The organism is Candidatus Cloacimonas acidaminovorans str. Evry (assembly GCF_000146065.2).
Taxonomy (GTDB): domain Bacteria; phylum Cloacimonadota; class Cloacimonadia; order Cloacimonadales; family Cloacimonadaceae; genus Cloacimonas; species Cloacimonas acidaminivorans.
The window spans coordinates 394,103-410,076 of record NC_020449.1 but is presented as its reverse complement, the minus strand read 5'-3'; the positions used below and the strand labels follow the sequence as shown (position 1 = coordinate 410,076).

Sequence of the window (15,974 nt, the reverse complement as noted above, 5' to 3'; positions counted from 1 at the left end):
GATGAATAGACCTAAGCAGAAACTTGCTCTGATCTCAATAATCAGTATCTGGGTACTAAGCGCTTTATTACTTATTGTTGGGACGAATGCTTATGCCCAAAACCGTCCCCAAAGTACTAATCTATATTCCCAAGTGCAGCTTTTCAGTGAAGTTCTTTATAAGCTAAAACAATACTATGTAACCGATTTAAATGATGAAGAACTTATTAAAGCTGCCATAGACGGTATGCTTAGTTCCACTGATCCTCATACTACCTATTTTACTCCTGAAGAATTTAAGGAATTTACTACAACTACTAAAGGTTCCTTTGGCGGTTTAGGAATTCAAATAGATAAAATCGGGAACTATATAACCGTTGTCTCTCCAATTGAAGGAACTCCTGCTTATAGAATGGGAATTACTGCCGGCGATAGAATTATTAGGGTAGATGATGTATCCATAGTTGGTTTTTCTACCGATGAAGCTGTAAAAAGAATGCGAGGAGATGTAGGCACCAAAGTTAAAATTACCATCAGTCGTCCCGGTTTACCTGAACCTATTGATTTTGAATTAACCCGTGAGACCATTAAAATAAAGAGCATTCCTTACAGTTTCAAACTTGATAATGGTGTTGGCTACATTCGCATCACTCAATTTAGTGAAAATACTTTAACCGAGCTAAGAGCTGCTCTTGATAACCTGGAAAAACAAAATGTTAAGGGTTTGATTATTGACCTGCGTTGGAATCCGGGAGGACTTTTAGACCAGGCAGTGGATACAGTTAATGAATTTATCGGGAAAAACCGTTTAGTAGTGGAAACCAAAGGTAGAACGGAAAATAAGCAACTCTATACCAGATTTGATGTTAAAGAAAGAAATTATCCTATTATCGTGCTTGTGAATGAAGCATCGGCATCCGCATCAGAAATTTTTGCTGGCAGTTTACAGGATTGGGATAAGGGCTTAGTTATGGGTAAAAATACCTTCGGCAAAGGTAGTGTGCAGCAGCTTATTCCTCTTTCCAACGGCAATGGAATTAAAATTACTACTGCCTATTATTACATCAAAAGCGGACGCTGCATTCATAAAATGAGCAATGATAACATCCTGAAAGGCAAAGAAGTAAGCGAAGAAGACCTGAAAAAAGAAAGTGAATCCAACCTCCAACAGGTCTATTATACTGCCAATAACCGTAAGGTCTATGGAGGAGGAGGAATTCAACCTGATATTACTGTAGAAAGCGATTTTCTCACCCTTTTCGGAGTTGAATTACGCCGCAAAAATGTTTTCTTCAATTTCGCCGTGGACTATTTAGTCCAACATAACCACCAGTTTGATATCAATACCGAAATTGATAACAAAATTATGAACGAATTCTTGACTTATGTTTCAAAAAATGATATTAAATACACTCAAGCAGATGTAGATAGTGCCAATAGTTTTATCCGCACTTCTATTAAAAGTGAACTCGTCCGCAAAGTGCATGGTGACGAAGAAGCATATAAAATAACTATTTCTCAGGATAAACAGTTGATGGAAGCAATTTCTCTGTTTGATCGTTTCAGAACCTTAGAACAAATGTTTACATACGCCGCTTCCCTAAACGAGAAAAAAGAAAAATAGGGAGTGTGTTCAACCAATAGGGTAGTTCAAATAACACAATACCTTAAGAAAAAAAATATTATTGTTCATTACCTGAGGTAATTGAACCAATAAAGGTTGCCGTCGCACCCGCCTGGTTAAAGCGACGGTTTTTTTCATTTAGAACTTTTAAAGAATTTATTTTCGTATCCTGGTTAGCTACAAATGCTGTTATTAAGCGGGCTATTTTCTTTTTCTTTGAAACCTAAATTATCTTCAGTTTTTATGGTTTGGGCAGATAGAATTTATCAAACCTTTTTCTCAGATATATGTTTATAGCGGTATAATCGGTAATCGTAACTCCACTGAAGATACCAATCATAATCATCATTTGGTATTTAATAGCTACCAGAGGGGAAGCACCACCTAAAATTTGACCGGTCATCATTCCTGGCAAAGTTACAAGTCCCATAGAGGCAATTGTAAGTAATTCCGGCATTAGAGCTGCCTGCATTGCTTTTCTGAAAGCAGGAAGGATAGCTTCCCATTGGCTTGCACCCAAAGAAAGGCGGGTGTAATATGCTTTCCAGTTTTCGCTAAGACCACTTTCAAAGCGTTCCAGAGCAAGGGAACAATTATTCATACTGTTTCCTAAAATCATACCATAGATGGGAATTAGAAACCTTGGAGCAAACAAGGGTTCTGGACGCAGAACAACAATTATCAGCCAAGGCATAACAATCAGCGTAGTAGTTAAAAGTGAAAATATGAGAACCGGTAAAAGAATTTTTTTCTGAAATTTGAGCCGTCCTTTTAAGGTTAAAACAGCATTTGCCAACATAATAAGCATCCAAAGAAAGGCAAGCCACGGATTTTCTCTGTTGAATATAAACTGTAGAATTAAGCCAATAATTGCCAGTTGCACAATCATTCTGGCAAAAGAATTAAAAAGTTGACCGCTCAATTTCAGTTTCAGATTGCTAAAAATCAAAATCGGAAAAATTAAAAGTAAAGCTGCCAGCATCAATCTATAAATACTGATATCCATTATTTTATATCCTCCTGTCTATGATTGTTCCATATTCCAGAACCCAATTTCTTTGCCAAAGGTTTTGCCAAAGCGGATCGTGGGAAATGGCTATTACTGTTCCCGCAAAATTGTTAAAAATACATTCGGAAATAATCCCGGAGGTCTTTTGATCCAGAGCGGAAGTAATTTCATCAAGTAATAAAATATCCGGCTGCAATTGCAGAACTCTGATTAAGGCAATGCGTTGTTTTTCTCCAACCGAAAGCTGAGAAGTAGGTTTTTGCAGATATTCATAAGACAATTGAAATGCAGTGAATAAATTTTTAATTCTTTCCTGCCTATCAGGTAAACGCCTGTGCTTTAAAGAACTGTAATGAAGGGGAAGGTCTAAAACCTCTTGCACATTGGCATCTTCCAAATAGGGTTCTTGTAACACCATACAAATCTTACTGCGTAATATATCGGGCTGATATTCCACAATATTCTTCCCTTCAAACAGAATTTCGCCTTCATAATTTCTGTTCATCAGGTTCAAAGTAGAAAGCAGAGAACTTTTCCCGCTTCCGGTAATTCCGGTAATTAAAATTCGTTCTCCCTTTTCCACTTTTAATTGTATCTCATTTAGTAAAACTTGAGCACCATAAAAAAGGCGTTTTATATCTATTGAGAGTATTTCCGACATTAGCAATCCTTCTTTGCTTTTTTATATCTTTTACCACAACTGCAGATTCAGTCAAGAAAATTGTCTATCTTATAGTAAATAAGTAAGGAATACCTTATGTATATTTTTTCTACTTATTGCTTATGAACAGTTATCATAGACAAAATATCATTTCAGGATAGCGATTATGGGACTTTCCTATTAGCTAAATTAAAAGAGCACCACTCGTTTTTAACTATTAATTTAACACTAAAATCATTTCTTAATTTTTTCATTGCTCTTGGAATATTGGATTGAATAGCTGGAACTACTTTAGTAGGAATAACAAATGCATATCTTTCGGAGCTTAAATTAATCCTTCAAAAATCATAAATAAATGATAAAATCCCTAAGCGTATTTTTTAAGATGGTTTGTCAAATTGGAAATTGTATAATTTTGTAGCTTGTATTATATCTAATATCAAATTAAAATTATTCCTGACTAAGGCAACCTGAAATTAGAATATTTTACTTGACAACTCAATAATGGATTATTCAAATGTCTATATGTAGTGATAAAAAACTGAAGAGAAATGATAATATTAAAATAAAGAAAGTAGAGGTAAGAATGGTTAATTATAAGGAAATCAAGGTTGAATTTGATTACCCTATAAATAATTATACTATGAGCATCTTGAATGCCTTAGAAAAGAAATATGGTGAAAGTAATATTCATTTTGATTATAATGATAACCAAGTTTTAGTTTATCTTAATAATATTGATTTTGAAATGTTCAAAGCAGATATAGAAGAATTATCACTTAATAATAATAACAATGATTTAAATAAAATATCAAATGCGATAAGTAACATCAAGAGTTATGGTATAAAGGGAAAAAAACGTCTTTATGTAGGATATGGAGATGAAAGAAAAACTGTTAATAGAAAAGAAAAGGAAAAAAAACGAGAAATCTTCTATTATACTCGGGGAAACAACTTTTCTGAGATAAATAACTTATTGCCTGATAAATATATGGATCGGATCGTATGTGGCGATAGTAAAATAATACTATCTCAATTACCCAATAATTGTATTGATTTAATTTTTACTTCTCCCCCTTATAATTTTGGGTTGGATTATGAAGAAAATGAGGATGATCAGCATTGGGAAAAATACTTTGAAACCCTCTTTGCTATTTTTGATGAATGCATACGAGTTCTTAAGTATGGTGGAAGATTCATTATAAATGTTCAACCCTTATTCTCAGATTATATTCCTACTCATCACATAATAAGTAACTATTTAATGCAAAAAAAGCTAATCTGGAAGGGAGAAATATTATGGGAGAAAAATAATTATAATTGTAAATATACAGCTTGGGGATCATGGAAAAGCCCAAGTAATCCCTATCTGAAATATACTTGGGAATTTATAGAAATATTTTGTAAAGGCACTCTTAAAAAAATCGGAGACGATAAAAAGATTGACATTAGCGGAGATGAGTTTAAAAAATGGGTCTATGCAAAATGGTCTATCGCTCCTGAAAGAAGAATGAAAGAATTTAATCATCCTGCTATGTTTCCCGAAGAACTTGCCACCAAAGTTATTAAACTTTTTAGCTATCAAGAAGATATTGTGTTGGACCCGTTTAACGGAGTAGGAACTACAACCTTAGTGGCAAAATTGAATAAAAGGCATTATTTGGGGATTGATATTTCCAGTGAATATTGTTCTAAAGCTGAAGAAAGATTATCATCCTTTTTATTTTAATTATTAAACTATTATTATTAGATGATATGAAGTATAATATAGAATTACCTTTTTATGTGTTACATTTTAAGGTTGTTTAATTAATTTGGTGGAAATTTATGAAAATTCCGACTGTTGAAGACCTAATTAATATCTATGATGCTATTATTAAAGGCATTGATAAGGAAGCATTAAATAGTAAAGATAGAGCTTATGGTGGTATAATTAGAGCAGGAAAGGGTAGTTTAGTAGAAAATATTGCTAAAGGTATGATTCAGATAGCATGGGATCGCTTACATGGAGATCAAACACATTTATCTTTAAATAAGAAAAAAGTTCGTATACCAATAAAAGTTGATTATGTAAAAAGAATAAAAAATCCTGAAATAAAATCATATATTCAAGATCATTTTGGTAATTATTATTATGAATTGAATATAGATGTTCCAGTTTACATTGATAATGAATTAGTTTTGGGCGTTGAATGTAAATCATATACCGAAAATGCAATGTTAAAAAGAATTTTGGTGGATTTTACCTTATTAAAAACCCAATATCCAACCTTAGATTGTGTTTTACTCCAATTAGAAAGCCAGTTAAATGGGGATTATTCTAATATCAGTCAGTCAATTATCTTTGGTAGTAGTTCCACTCATACTCTATTATCCTATTTTGATGTTGATTTATATATAATCACCTTACTTCAGGGTGAAAGGAAAGTAAAAAAACCTATTCATAAAAAAGAATACTTTAAAGAACTTACTTCTGAATCTATAGAAAAAGCTATTTCTACCTTCCAAAATATTCTTAGTAAGCATAAAAAGTAGTTGGATAAATCATAATGCAATTTTCATATTGAAAATGAAGTTAATATTTTTAATTTTATTTGGATCAATTGTCTCACAAGAATGACAAATAGCTTTTCAGGTAAAAAATAACATAATAAGAAATTGGGGTAAAAATGGTGGGCAAATCCTGATTACGCAGAAATGAAAAAAGGATTTCCATTCAAAAAATGATATATGAAAAAAGGAAATGCTCCCATTATTTTTTGTTTACATAACCCGGTAATGACAATGTAACAATCAAGTAACAACTCCGTAACGAGATTACGGAAGTGTTACGGAAGTGTTACGGTAGTGTTACGGAGTCGTCTAATAATTAACTATGTAACAATCAATTATACACTTTAAGCTGAAACGGACAAATAATGGGGTTAACATACACATATTTTAGTTAGTTACATCAAATATGTTAGTAATGGTTCTCTTGTTTTTTAGGTTCAGGTTAGAACTAATAAAATGATTGTTATAATTGCATTATTAATATGAAAGTTTTAGGAAAAACAGGTTACGGTTTTTTCCCTACGCTGGCAATATAGATAACAAATTCTTCAATGCCGTCCAAACCAAGTGCCTCATTCATTGCTTCATCCAAAAAAGCGCCAATCATACAGGCACCGGCATCAATAGCTTCTGCTGCAAGATGGATATTTTGTCCGATATGTCCTGCGTCCAGATAGAGATAACGATATCCTCGTTGTCCATATCTCCAGACGGTTCTATAGGGAACAGCCGTTAAAATGAAGTTCACTGCCGCCTTGGGAATCATTTCCTGAAACATACATCCCTCGTGAATTTTAGCGGCAATTTCAGGGGAATCATCGTATAAAACCAGACAATGTTTTACAGGATGATAGTAATATAAACCGGGTTTGATACCTTCCACTCTGCGGATGTCTAAAAATGTCTCCAAAGGATGTCGCGAGCCGGCAGAAGGAACATTGCGAAAAGTGATTTCCATTTGTTCTGAAGAACGAAAATCTCTTGCCCAGGAAGAAGCCCACAGCAAAAAAGAGAGTTCTTCCTGTTGCAGAGGAATAGCGCTATATTTACGCACACTTCTACGCTGTTCAATGGCTTTGGCTAAAGGCATTTCCGGCATTTTTAAGGTTCCTGTTGCCGGCAAAGGGACAATTTCTCCGCTGCGAACTTTTATGGCATCCGGACGGGGAACCCCTAATGTTTGGTCACTTTCACGTTCATAAATGTAACGGGTTAGGCGGGTAAAATCCTGTCCTATATTTTCGGCAACCGGTCTTAACATTTCAATTTCTTTGAGTACATCCTGCAGATTTTTCTCCAAAAATTCAAAATCCACTTCACTGATTCCTGCTTGTTTAATAATATCTTCCGGGGAATAGCCCCGGGTTTTGTAATACAAATAACCAAAGGTTTTCATATCCATTTTTGGTTTCTCCTTTTCTTACAGCAGGTCTTGCCGATTTTGTTGTTCCAAGTAGTCCACAATTTTCTTCACTTCTTCCGCCATCTCTTTGTTACAAAGCAAAATAGCATCCTTGGTTGTAATCAAACAAAGGTTGTTTACGCCAATTAAAGCAGTGAATTTATCGGAAACAACATAGTTATTTTTAGCGGAAATTGCCTTTCCTGATGAAGAGAAATAGTTATTATCCGCGTCTCCTGCTGTTAAATCGGCAAGCGATTTCCAGCTTCCAACATCGCTCCAATCGTAGGAAACAGGGATAACTCCCCGGAAATTTGCCTTTTCCATTATGCCAATATCAATAGGAATACGCGGCATTTGGGCATAAATAGAGGCAATATCTTTATCCAAACCTTCATTTTTCCATATCTTACCAATTTCGTTAGTTAAGGCATAAACATCGGGCAATAGGGTTTCAAACGCCGTAGAAATACTTTCCAGTGACCAGCAAAACATACCGCTGTTCCAAAAATAAGTTCCTTTTGCCAAAAATTCTTCTGCGGTCTGCTTATCGGGCTTTTCCTTAAAATGGAGAACTTTCCTGACCCCGGGTGCAATTTCTTCTCCCGCTTCAATATAGCCATATCCCGTGGCAGGATAAACCGGAACAATACCAAAAGTAATCAAACACCCTTTTTCTGCTTCTCTTTTCGCAGGATTTAACGATTCCAGAAACTTTTCCTGATCCCGAATGAGATGGTCTGCAGGCAAAACGAGCATTGTTTCTTTCTGCCCGTAAATATTTTTCAGATATTCTACGCTAAGAGTTATGCAAGGTGCTGTGTTCATTCCAAAAGGTTCAATAATGATATTTTGCTGGGGAAGATTTGGTAGCTGTTGTTTAATTAACTCTACCTGACTACTCGCTGTTACAATATAAATATCGGCAAGAGAAAAACGGGGTAAAAGACGCTCAACCGTCATTTGTAAAAGAGAAAGGTCGCCAAAAAGGCGTAAGAACTGTTTCGGAAGATTTTTTCTGCTGAGGGGCCAAAAACGGGTTCCCACTCCTCCTGCCATAATAAGAGCAATCATTGTTCAACTACCTGCACATCTTTGGGATAGGTATATTGCCAAACGGAAGCAGGAATTTTGGCATTGGTTTTGATACTGGAAAAATTATAGGTAACTTTATCGTTATTACGATTAGTCCAGGTTAAAGATTGCACTATTCCGCTTTCCGAATTTACTACAGCGCTTATAGATACGATAACCGGGTCGTCAAAAGGTTTTAAGAAAACATTCACCAGGTTTCCTTTACCCTGCTGAATGTTGACAGTGGACTTTTTCCAATATAGTTGTAGAATTTCCACCGGATTCATTTTTCCAAATTCAGGACGCATCTTGCTGCGGAATACGGTATTGCTTTGAGAATCATAAAGTTCAACAATTCCACCAGAAACACTTAGCCGTTGAAAATAAGGTTTATTATAGCGAATAACCATTCTTCCTTTAGTAAAATAGATATTTCCGTGGTAGGTGATGCTTTTATCAAGCTGAGCAAAATAGTTATCCTGTTTTATAACTGCCTGAAAACTGCTTAAACTTCCGTAGGTCTTGGCAATTTTTTGATATAATGCTTCACTGCTGATGCCAAAAAGAAAATTACAGCACAGTAAAAGGATAAGGGTAATTATTTTAGCGGTCTTCATCTATCACTCCTATGCGGATTAAGTCCTCTCGGGTAGCTAAAACATCGCGGGACTTACTGCCCAAATGAGGACCTATAATTCTGGCTCTTTCTAAAAGGTCAATTAAGCGTCCCGCTCTGGCATAGCCAATTTTAAAATGCCTTTGCAACATAGAAACGGAAGCAGTTCCAGTGGAAACAACCACTTTTGCCGCTTCGGGAAATAATTCATCATCGTAATCAAAAAAGCCGACACCTTCATTCTTTTCAATAACAAGCGAAAAATCCTGTTTGGGTTTGGGCTGTGTAGCCAAAAAGTTACACACCCTGGCAATTTCCGCATCGGAAACAAAAGCACCATGAATGCGTTCCGGTAATGCTTTTCCCGGGGGTAAAAACAGCATATCACCATTTCCTAAAAGTCGTTCAGCTCCAATCATATCTAAAATAACACGAGAATCTACTCGGGAAGATACCTGAAAAGCAATCCGGGCAGGAAAATTGGCTTTGATAATTCCTGTTATAACTTTAATGGATGGTCGCTGAGTTGCTAAAATTAAATGCATTCCCACAGCTCTTGACATTTGGGCTAAACGCGTTATAGGCATTTCAATATCCTTGCCGCTGGTCATAATTAAATCGGCAAATTCATCCACTATGATAACTATATAAGGCAGGGGTTCCAGGTCTTCATCTTCCCGGCATTTTTCATTGTAGCCAATTATATCACGCACTTTAGCTTCCTGCAAAACTTCATAACGCCTTTCCATTTCGCGCACTGCCCAAATAAAGGTCTCCAAAGCAGTGTCCGCATCGGTTACAACCTGCCCGATTAAATGAGGAAGTTCATTGTAACCTGCCAGTTCAACCCGCTTGGGATCAATTAAAATAAGGCGCAGTTCATCAGGTTTGGTGCGCATAATCAAACTCATTATTATGGTATTGATACAAACGCTTTTCCCGCTTCCCGTAGCTCCTGCAATTAAAAGATGGGGCATTTTTGCCAAATCGGCTACAATCGGTTTTCCGGCAATATCTTTACCTAAACCGAAAGCTAATTTTGATGTTGTTTGCCGCATCTGTTCCGAAAGCAAGAGGTCTTTTAAATAAATCATATCTCTTGCCAGATTGGGAATTTCAATTCCTATTAAACCTCGTCCCGGAATAGGTGCCTGCACTCTGATTGATTTTGCCTTAATAGCCAAAGCCAAATCGTCTGCCAAAGAAGTAAAACGGCTAACTTTGATGCCTTTAGCGGGTTCCAGTTCATATTGGGTAATTATAGGACCGATATTTACATTCTTAACTTCCGCTTCAATACCAAATTCTGCCAGTTTGCTCTTTAACACTTGACTGGTAGTGATAATTTGATTTTCAATTTCTTTGCGTTCGCGTTCGGAAAGTTTAATCGGGCTTTCCAAAAAGTCATCTATGGAAGGTAACTGATATTCCCGGTCTGCATCTTCTTCCGTAGTAACCGGCTTGGGTTTATACTCTTTAGGGATTTTTATAATATCTTCAAAAAAAGGTTCCGGAGGAGGATTCGGCTGATTGTGATTTTGAATAACGGGAATCGTTTCCTCTGCTGCTTTTGGAACGGGATTAAGATTATTGGCAGTAATAGTTGGCTGGACAGTTTTCGTTCTTTGTTCCTTTTTGCGTTGCAGGTTTTCCCTGGCAACTAAAATCCAGCTTTTTAATCGTTCATATTCAATCAGCATAATTGCCGTTAAAATCATAGCTCCAATCAGGATAATTTTGGCTCCGATGCCGGAAAAAACAGCAGCTAAAATTCGGTAAACAAATAAAGGCACAACAGTGTGTATATAGTTTTCTTGCTTGGATACAATCAATGCCTGCAGGAAAAACATAATTATCAATAACAGATAACCTTTCTGCCTATGTTTTAACGATTCCGGAGTTAAAAAATAATGCAACGCTACAATAGCTATAATAATAAAACCGATTAAAGAAAACCAGTAACCGAAAAGATAAATAAAAATATAACCGCAAACAATGCCAAAAATACCTACCGGATTATTAGTTGTGGAATTGCCTTCCTTAAACCAGGAAATTATATTACCGCTTGCTTTTAGGTTATCCAGATCATCTTTAATGGAAATATAACCCACTGTAAGAGATAAAATAATTAAACAGGACAGCAAACAGATAATACCGCTAAGAATCCTTTTAGTTAACGGATTTCCTTTTTTATTTGTCTTTCGGTTATTTACTTTTCGTTGGGGTTTATTTGCCACTGTTATCTGCTCCCAGATTTTTTATACATTAAAACGGATGGAAAGAATATCTCCATCCTTAACAATATAATCCTTTCCTTCCAAGCGGAAAAGTCCTTTTTCTTTAAGCGCCTTTTCACTGCCATAAGTTATAAGATCATCATACTGAAAACACTCTGCACGAATAAAACCACGCGCCAGGTCACTATGAATTTTCCCTGCAGCAGTTACAGCATTAGCACCTTTTTCTATTGTCCAGGCACGAACTTCATCAGGACCAACAGTGAAAAAACTGATATAACCCATCAGCTGATAAGTCCAATGTGTTAAGCGATCACGAATGGATTCACTAATCCCCATATCTTCCATAAACATTTGTGCTTCTTCATTTTCCAGTTTACTAAGCTCTTCTTCAAACTTTCCGGCAATGGTATAGGCATAATAACCCTTTTCGGTAAATGTTTTTAAGGTCTCATCCCAAGCATTAATATTATCCTCGTTGCAGTTAATCAAAATCAACATTGGCTTGGCAGAAAAGAATTGAAAACCACGTATTGCCTTCTCTTCTTCCGGATTAAGTTCCAAATTTATTAAGGGGTTATTATTCTGAAGAAAGTCCCTGATCTTGAGTAATGCCTTTTCTTCAATTTGCACAGCTGGGGTTTTAACTCCTCTTTTATAACCCAGTTCAATTTTTTCCAGACGCTTTTCTGCCATAATCAAATCATATAGCAACATTTCTTCCTGAAAGTGTTGAAATTGTTCTATCGGGGTGCCTAAAGGAAAAAGACCCTCCAGTTCTTCATCCCTAAAGCCACGCAGAACTAAGATAAATGCCTCTGCATTTTTAATATCTGCAAGCAAAGCATTTTCAGATACCTCGCTCTCTTTATAAAAAATACCGGGATAATCGTGAAATTCAATTGTGGCATATATTGTCTTTTTAGGTTTGTAAAGCTCCGAAAGCTTATCAATACGCTCATCTGCAACTTGCACAACACCAATATTGGCTTCCAAAGAGGGTGGAGCATATTTATCCGTGCTCTGTTCACCTCTGGTTAATGCATTGAAAATAGTTGTTTTGCCTGTTTTAGGCAGACCGATAATTCCTGCTTTCATCTATATTTTTTCCTTCTTTAAAGATAACAGTGCTTTCACTTCACCGGGCTCTAATAGACGCCATCTGCCAACAGGTAGGTCTTTCAGTTTTAAGGGACCGAACTGTAAGCGTTTTAAATATGTAACCTTTGCTCCAACTGCTTCTATCATTTGGCGGATTTGTCTTTTTCTGCCTTCGGTAATAACTATTTTTAAGGTCATCCCGTTTGCGTTTTTGGACTTTACAAAAATACCTGCAGGCAGAGTTTTTCCCCCTTCAATTTCCACACCTTTACGCAACATATTCAGTTCCATATTATTCAGGGGACGGTTGATATCTACGCGATAAACCTTTTCCACTTTGTTTTTGGGATGAGTTAATAGATTTATTAAAGCCGTGTCATTAGTAAAAAACAACAGCCCTTCACTTTCTTTATCCAGGCGTCCAGCGTAAGCAAGTTGTTTTCCTTTTGGCGGTAAAAGAGAATAAACCGTTTTTCTACCCAGCTCATCATTTTGGGAAACAACATAACCACGCGGTTTATTAAGAATTAGGTAAAACTTTTCTTTGGCGGGTTGAATCGGTTTTCCATCTAAAGTAACTTTATCTTTGCCGGGAATAATCTGTCGGGAAAGGTCTTGCACTAAATTACCGTTTACTGCAATTCTACCAGTAGTTATGAATTCTTCTACTTTTCTTCTGCTGCCTAAACCGCAATCAGCTAAATAACGGTTCAGACGAAGGGTTTTACCAGCCCTCAATACTGTTTTGGAGGATGGTTTTATAGAGTTTGGAGATGAGCTCTTCAACTGCTTCCTCTTTAGTTTTAAATTTGGCAGTGCCTCCTTCGGCAACTGCATAAAGTTCCGTTACAGTCAAACCGCTGTTTTGGTAAAGCACTGTATTATTGATTAAATCGGTAAAGGTAACAGAAACGACCATTTTTACCTGATAATCCTGAACTTGATTAGCTGTATCGTAACTGTAAACATTTTCGGAAAAACTTAAAATAGCTCCTTCCAGAGTGCAATCGGGGTCTTCTGTCACCAGTTTCAACCTTCCGTCTTCCCTGATTTCCCGGTTCAAATAATTAAGCAGTTTATCCCCCAACCCGTATTCGCTGGTTCTATTTTCAAAAGCCAGAATTCTAATTTTCCGCAAATGCGGGTAAGCATTGGAATAAACCGAATAATGACAACTGCTTAAGATAACCAAAAGCAGAATCGCATAAATAAATTTCTTGACCATTATTCCATCTTCAAAAAATGCTTATATTATTGTCAAGCTAAACCTTGCCAAAGCAGATATAAAATAATGATAAAACCTAAAAAAGGAGTTCTTTTATGGCGAAAAAATTTATCTCTAAAGCTGAAGCTGCCAAGAAGTTAAAGGTTTCGGAACGAGTCATTCAGGAAATGATCGCTACGAATGTTTTTGAAAGTAAGCTCGTAGGAAAAAATGTTAAAATAGACGAAGATTCCTTAAATGAGTGGCTGGAAAATTTGAATGAGACAGAAGAAAAAATGCTCGCTTTAAAGCGGGTTATCTGTCATTTTGAAGAATATATGCGTCCCGAAAACATTTTCCTGGATTTTACGGCAGAAAACAAATATGATGCTATCCGAATCTTAAGTGAAAAGGCGAAAGAGCTGAAACTTGTGCGCGATGCACGCTGGCTTTATGAAGTTGTAGTAGCTCGTGAAGAATTGGTTTCTACAGCCATTGGTAATGGAGTTGCCTTGCTTCATCCGCGTCATTTGCATCCTTCTAAAATTAAAGCTCCCAGCATTTTGTTTGGTCGTTCTTCCGAACCTGTAGATTTTGATGCTCCTGATAACAAACCGGTGAATATTTTCTTTATGCTTCTTTTGCATAATGATAAACAGCACCTTTTTTCGCTTTCTTACATTTCCCGCTTAGTTATGAATCAGGATATTTTAAAGGGTTTAACTGAAGCAAAGGATGCCCAAGAAATTCACCAACTTCTTACCGTAATTCCCGAACAAACTTAAACAATGCATCCCCAAGTCAGGATTATTATAGGCAGTAAAAGCGATTTGGAGAAAATTACTCCTGCCAGGGAAATACTGGAGGAGTTTGAGGTCTCTTACGACCTGCATATTTCTTCTGCTCACCGCAATCCTGAAAAAACAATTGCCCTTGCTCAAAATGCCAAAGCGGAAGGAATAGAAATAATTATTGCCGGAGCCGGTTTATCTGCTCATTTACCAGGGTTTATTGCCGCTCATACAACTTTGCCTGTAATTGGTATTCCTCTTGCCTCAGGTGCCTTAAATGGATTGGATGCTCTCTTTTCCATTGTCCAAATGCCTTCAGGAGTTCCCGTTGCTTGCATGGCAATAAACGGAGCTAAAAATGCAGCTCTGTATGCTATCCAGATATTAGCTTTGAAAGACAAAGACCTGGAAAAGAAATTTTCTGCCTATAAAAAAGGACTGGAGGGCTAAAGATTCAGGTTTTTGCCTTACCCTGATTGGCAACTGCCTGTTGAGCAGATTCCAGTTCTGCTTTATCTGCCAGATAATAATTTTTTACCGGTTGTAAATTATCATCAAATTCGTAGATTAGTGGTATGCCGGTAGGAATATTAAGACCAACAATATCAGCATCGCTGATTTTACTTAAACTTTTTACTATAGCGCGTAAACTATTACCGTGTGCAGAAACAATCATTTTTCTGCCTGCAGCTAAACGAGGCATAATTATTTCATTCCAGAAAGGCATTGTTCTTTTAACGGTATCTTTCAGCGATTCACAAAGAGGAAGTTGATCTTCCCTTAAATTTGCATATCGGGGATCAAATCCCGGATAACGAGGATCACTTTTTTCCAAAGGTGGTGGAGGTGTATCATAACTTCTACGCCAAAGTAAAACTTGTTCTTCTCCATATTTAGCAGCCGTTTCAGCTTTGTTCAAACCTTGCAAAGCGCCATAGTGACGTTCATTAAGTCGCCAATCATGATGAACAGGAATATACATCAAATCCATTTCATCCAAAACGATCCACAAAGTCCTGATAGCTCTTTTCAATACGGAAGTCCAGGTTTCTTCAAAAACAAAACCTTCTTCCTTCAGTCGTTTACCTGCATTATGTGCTTCAACTATACCCTTTTCGGAAAGGTCAACATCTGTCCAGCCCGTGAACAGATTTTCTTTGTTCCAAGTGCTTTCACCGTGACGCAGTAATACTATTTTATACATAACTAACTCCTTTTTAAGTTTTGTTTTCCTCTTTTCTTGCCAGAACAAATAAGAAATCCGAGAGTCGGTTTACATAACTAAGCAGTTCTGGAGCAATATTTTCCTTACGGGAAAGGGCTATTATTTTTCTTTCGGCTCTTCTGGCAACGGTTCTGCAGATATCTAGCTTGGCAGAAACAGGATTTCCGCCGGGAATAATAAAACCCTTTAAGTGCAGGTTTTTTTCCAGAGAATAAACAAGCTCCGTAATATTATCCACATCCTTTTGCGTAATCGCTTTTGCAAAAGTTCCTTTTTTAGTTGCCAATTGTCCCATACAGCGAAACAGATTCTTTTGAATTTCCAGAAGGTTTTCTTTATCTACAGGATTAGCTAAATGATTTCTGCATTCACCAATCCAGGCATTTAGTTCATCTAAAGTGCCGTATGCCTCTACCCGCAGGTCATCTTTATAGACCCTTTCACCGGAATATAGAGATGTTTTTCCGTCATCTCCACTTTTGGTAATTATACTCATCA

Annotated in this window: 16 protein-coding genes; 5 read left to right on the top strand and 11 right to left on the bottom strand. The window is 36.6% G+C overall.

The genetic code is table 11. From position 1 onward, the window contains the following. The first annotated feature begins 1 nt into the window (after position 1). A complete protein-coding gene (locus CLOAM_RS01705) occupies positions 2-1,603 on the top strand; it encodes a S41 family peptidase (RefSeq protein ID WP_015424121.1) in 1,602 nt (533 codons plus the stop codon). A 241-nt stretch (positions 1,604-1,844) separates the two neighbouring features. Here CLOAM_RS01705 and CLOAM_RS01700 read toward each other — a convergent pair whose 3' ends face one another. Beyond that, positions 1,845-2,609: an ABC transporter permease gene (locus tag CLOAM_RS01700; RefSeq protein ID WP_015424120.1), complete on the bottom strand. Its 765-nt coding sequence runs from the start codon at positions 2,607-2,609 to the stop codon at positions 1,845-1,847. Positions 2,610-2,613: 4 nt separating this feature from the next. Further along, positions 2,614-3,273: an ABC transporter ATP-binding protein gene (locus CLOAM_RS01695; protein ID WP_044278795.1), complete on the bottom strand. Its 660-nt coding sequence runs from the start codon at positions 3,271-3,273 to the stop codon at positions 2,614-2,616. A 586-nt stretch (positions 3,274-3,859) separates the two neighbouring features. Between CLOAM_RS01695 and CLOAM_RS01690 the strand changes: the two genes are divergently transcribed. Together CLOAM_RS01690 and CLOAM_RS01685 are read left to right on the top strand one after the other, a co-directional pair. Further along, positions 3,860-5,002, top strand: a complete 1,143-nt coding sequence (locus CLOAM_RS01690; protein WP_044279169.1) for a DNA-methyltransferase — start codon at positions 3,860-3,862, stop codon at positions 5,000-5,002. A gap of 98 nt (positions 5,003-5,100) precedes the next feature. Next, positions 5,101-5,808 (top strand): hypothetical protein, encoded by a 708-nt coding sequence (locus CLOAM_RS01685; RefSeq protein WP_015424117.1) that lies wholly within the window; start codon positions 5,101-5,103, stop codon positions 5,806-5,808. A gap of 523 nt (positions 5,809-6,331) precedes the next feature. Here the strand turns inward: CLOAM_RS01685 and CLOAM_RS01680 are convergent. From CLOAM_RS01680 to CLOAM_RS01650, 7 genes are read right to left on the bottom strand one after another with little or no spacing between them, the layout of a single operon-like run. Next, entirely contained in the window at positions 6,332-7,228 is an 897-nt protein-coding gene (locus CLOAM_RS01680) for a SagB/ThcOx family dehydrogenase (RefSeq protein ID WP_015424116.1), read from the bottom strand. 18 nt (positions 7,229-7,246) lie between these two features. Beyond that, positions 7,247-8,302 carry a mannose-1-phosphate guanylyltransferase gene (locus CLOAM_RS01675; protein ID WP_015424115.1) on the bottom strand — a complete coding sequence of 352 codons (1,056 nt, stop codon included), beginning with the start codon at positions 8,300-8,302 and terminating at the stop codon, positions 7,247-7,249. Beyond that, positions 8,299-8,919, bottom strand: a complete 621-nt coding sequence (locus tag CLOAM_RS01670) for a LolA family protein (protein ID WP_015424114.1) — start codon at positions 8,917-8,919, stop codon at positions 8,299-8,301. Before CLOAM_RS01670 ends, CLOAM_RS01675 begins: the two co-directional genes overlap by 4 nt. Further along, positions 8,906-11,155 (bottom strand): DNA translocase FtsK, encoded by a 2,250-nt coding sequence (locus CLOAM_RS01665; protein WP_015424113.1) that lies wholly within the window; start codon positions 11,153-11,155, stop codon positions 8,906-8,908. Before CLOAM_RS01665 ends, CLOAM_RS01670 begins: the two co-directional genes overlap by 14 nt. 21 nt (positions 11,156-11,176) lie before the next feature. Then, complete coding sequence (gene ychF, locus CLOAM_RS01660; RefSeq protein ID WP_015424112.1) at positions 11,177-12,253, bottom strand: redox-regulated ATPase YchF; 1,077 nt, start codon at positions 12,251-12,253, stop codon at positions 11,177-11,179. Continuing rightward, on the bottom strand, positions 12,254-13,042 hold the full coding sequence (locus tag CLOAM_RS01655) for a pseudouridine synthase (protein ID WP_232502690.1): 789 nt from the start codon (positions 13,040-13,042) through the stop codon (positions 12,254-12,256). Further along, positions 12,981-13,481, bottom strand: coding sequence for an LptE family protein (locus tag CLOAM_RS01650; RefSeq protein ID WP_015424110.1), 501 nt, complete (start codon positions 13,479-13,481; stop codon positions 12,981-12,983). The genes CLOAM_RS01655 and CLOAM_RS01650 overlap by 62 nt, the downstream gene beginning before the upstream one ends. Before the next feature lie 95 nt (positions 13,482-13,576). On the opposite strand from CLOAM_RS01650, the gene CLOAM_RS09175 reads away from it, so the two are divergent. Together CLOAM_RS09175 and purE are read left to right on the top strand one after the other, a co-directional pair. Next, positions 13,577-14,245 carry a PTS sugar transporter subunit IIA gene (locus CLOAM_RS09175; RefSeq protein WP_071818959.1) on the top strand — a complete coding sequence of 223 codons (669 nt, stop codon included), beginning with the start codon at positions 13,577-13,579 and terminating at the stop codon, positions 14,243-14,245. A 3-nt stretch (positions 14,246-14,248) separates the two neighbouring features. Continuing rightward, positions 14,249-14,701, top strand: coding sequence for a 5-(carboxyamino)imidazole ribonucleotide mutase (purE, locus tag CLOAM_RS01635; protein WP_015424108.1), 453 nt, complete (start codon positions 14,249-14,251; stop codon positions 14,699-14,701). Between the two features lie 4 nt (positions 14,702-14,705). Here purE and gpmA read toward each other — a convergent pair whose 3' ends face one another. Further along, the gene (gene gpmA, locus CLOAM_RS01630; protein WP_044278793.1) at positions 14,706-15,455 is read right to left on the bottom strand and encodes a 2,3-diphosphoglycerate-dependent phosphoglycerate mutase; all 750 of its coding nucleotides are present in this window, start codon (positions 15,453-15,455) and stop codon (positions 14,706-14,708) included. Positions 15,456-15,468: 13 nt separating this feature from the next. Continuing rightward, positions 15,469-15,972, bottom strand: coding sequence for a cob(I)yrinic acid a,c-diamide adenosyltransferase (locus CLOAM_RS01625; RefSeq protein ID WP_015424106.1), 504 nt, complete (start codon positions 15,970-15,972; stop codon positions 15,469-15,471). Positions 15,973-15,974 lie beyond the last annotated feature (2 nt).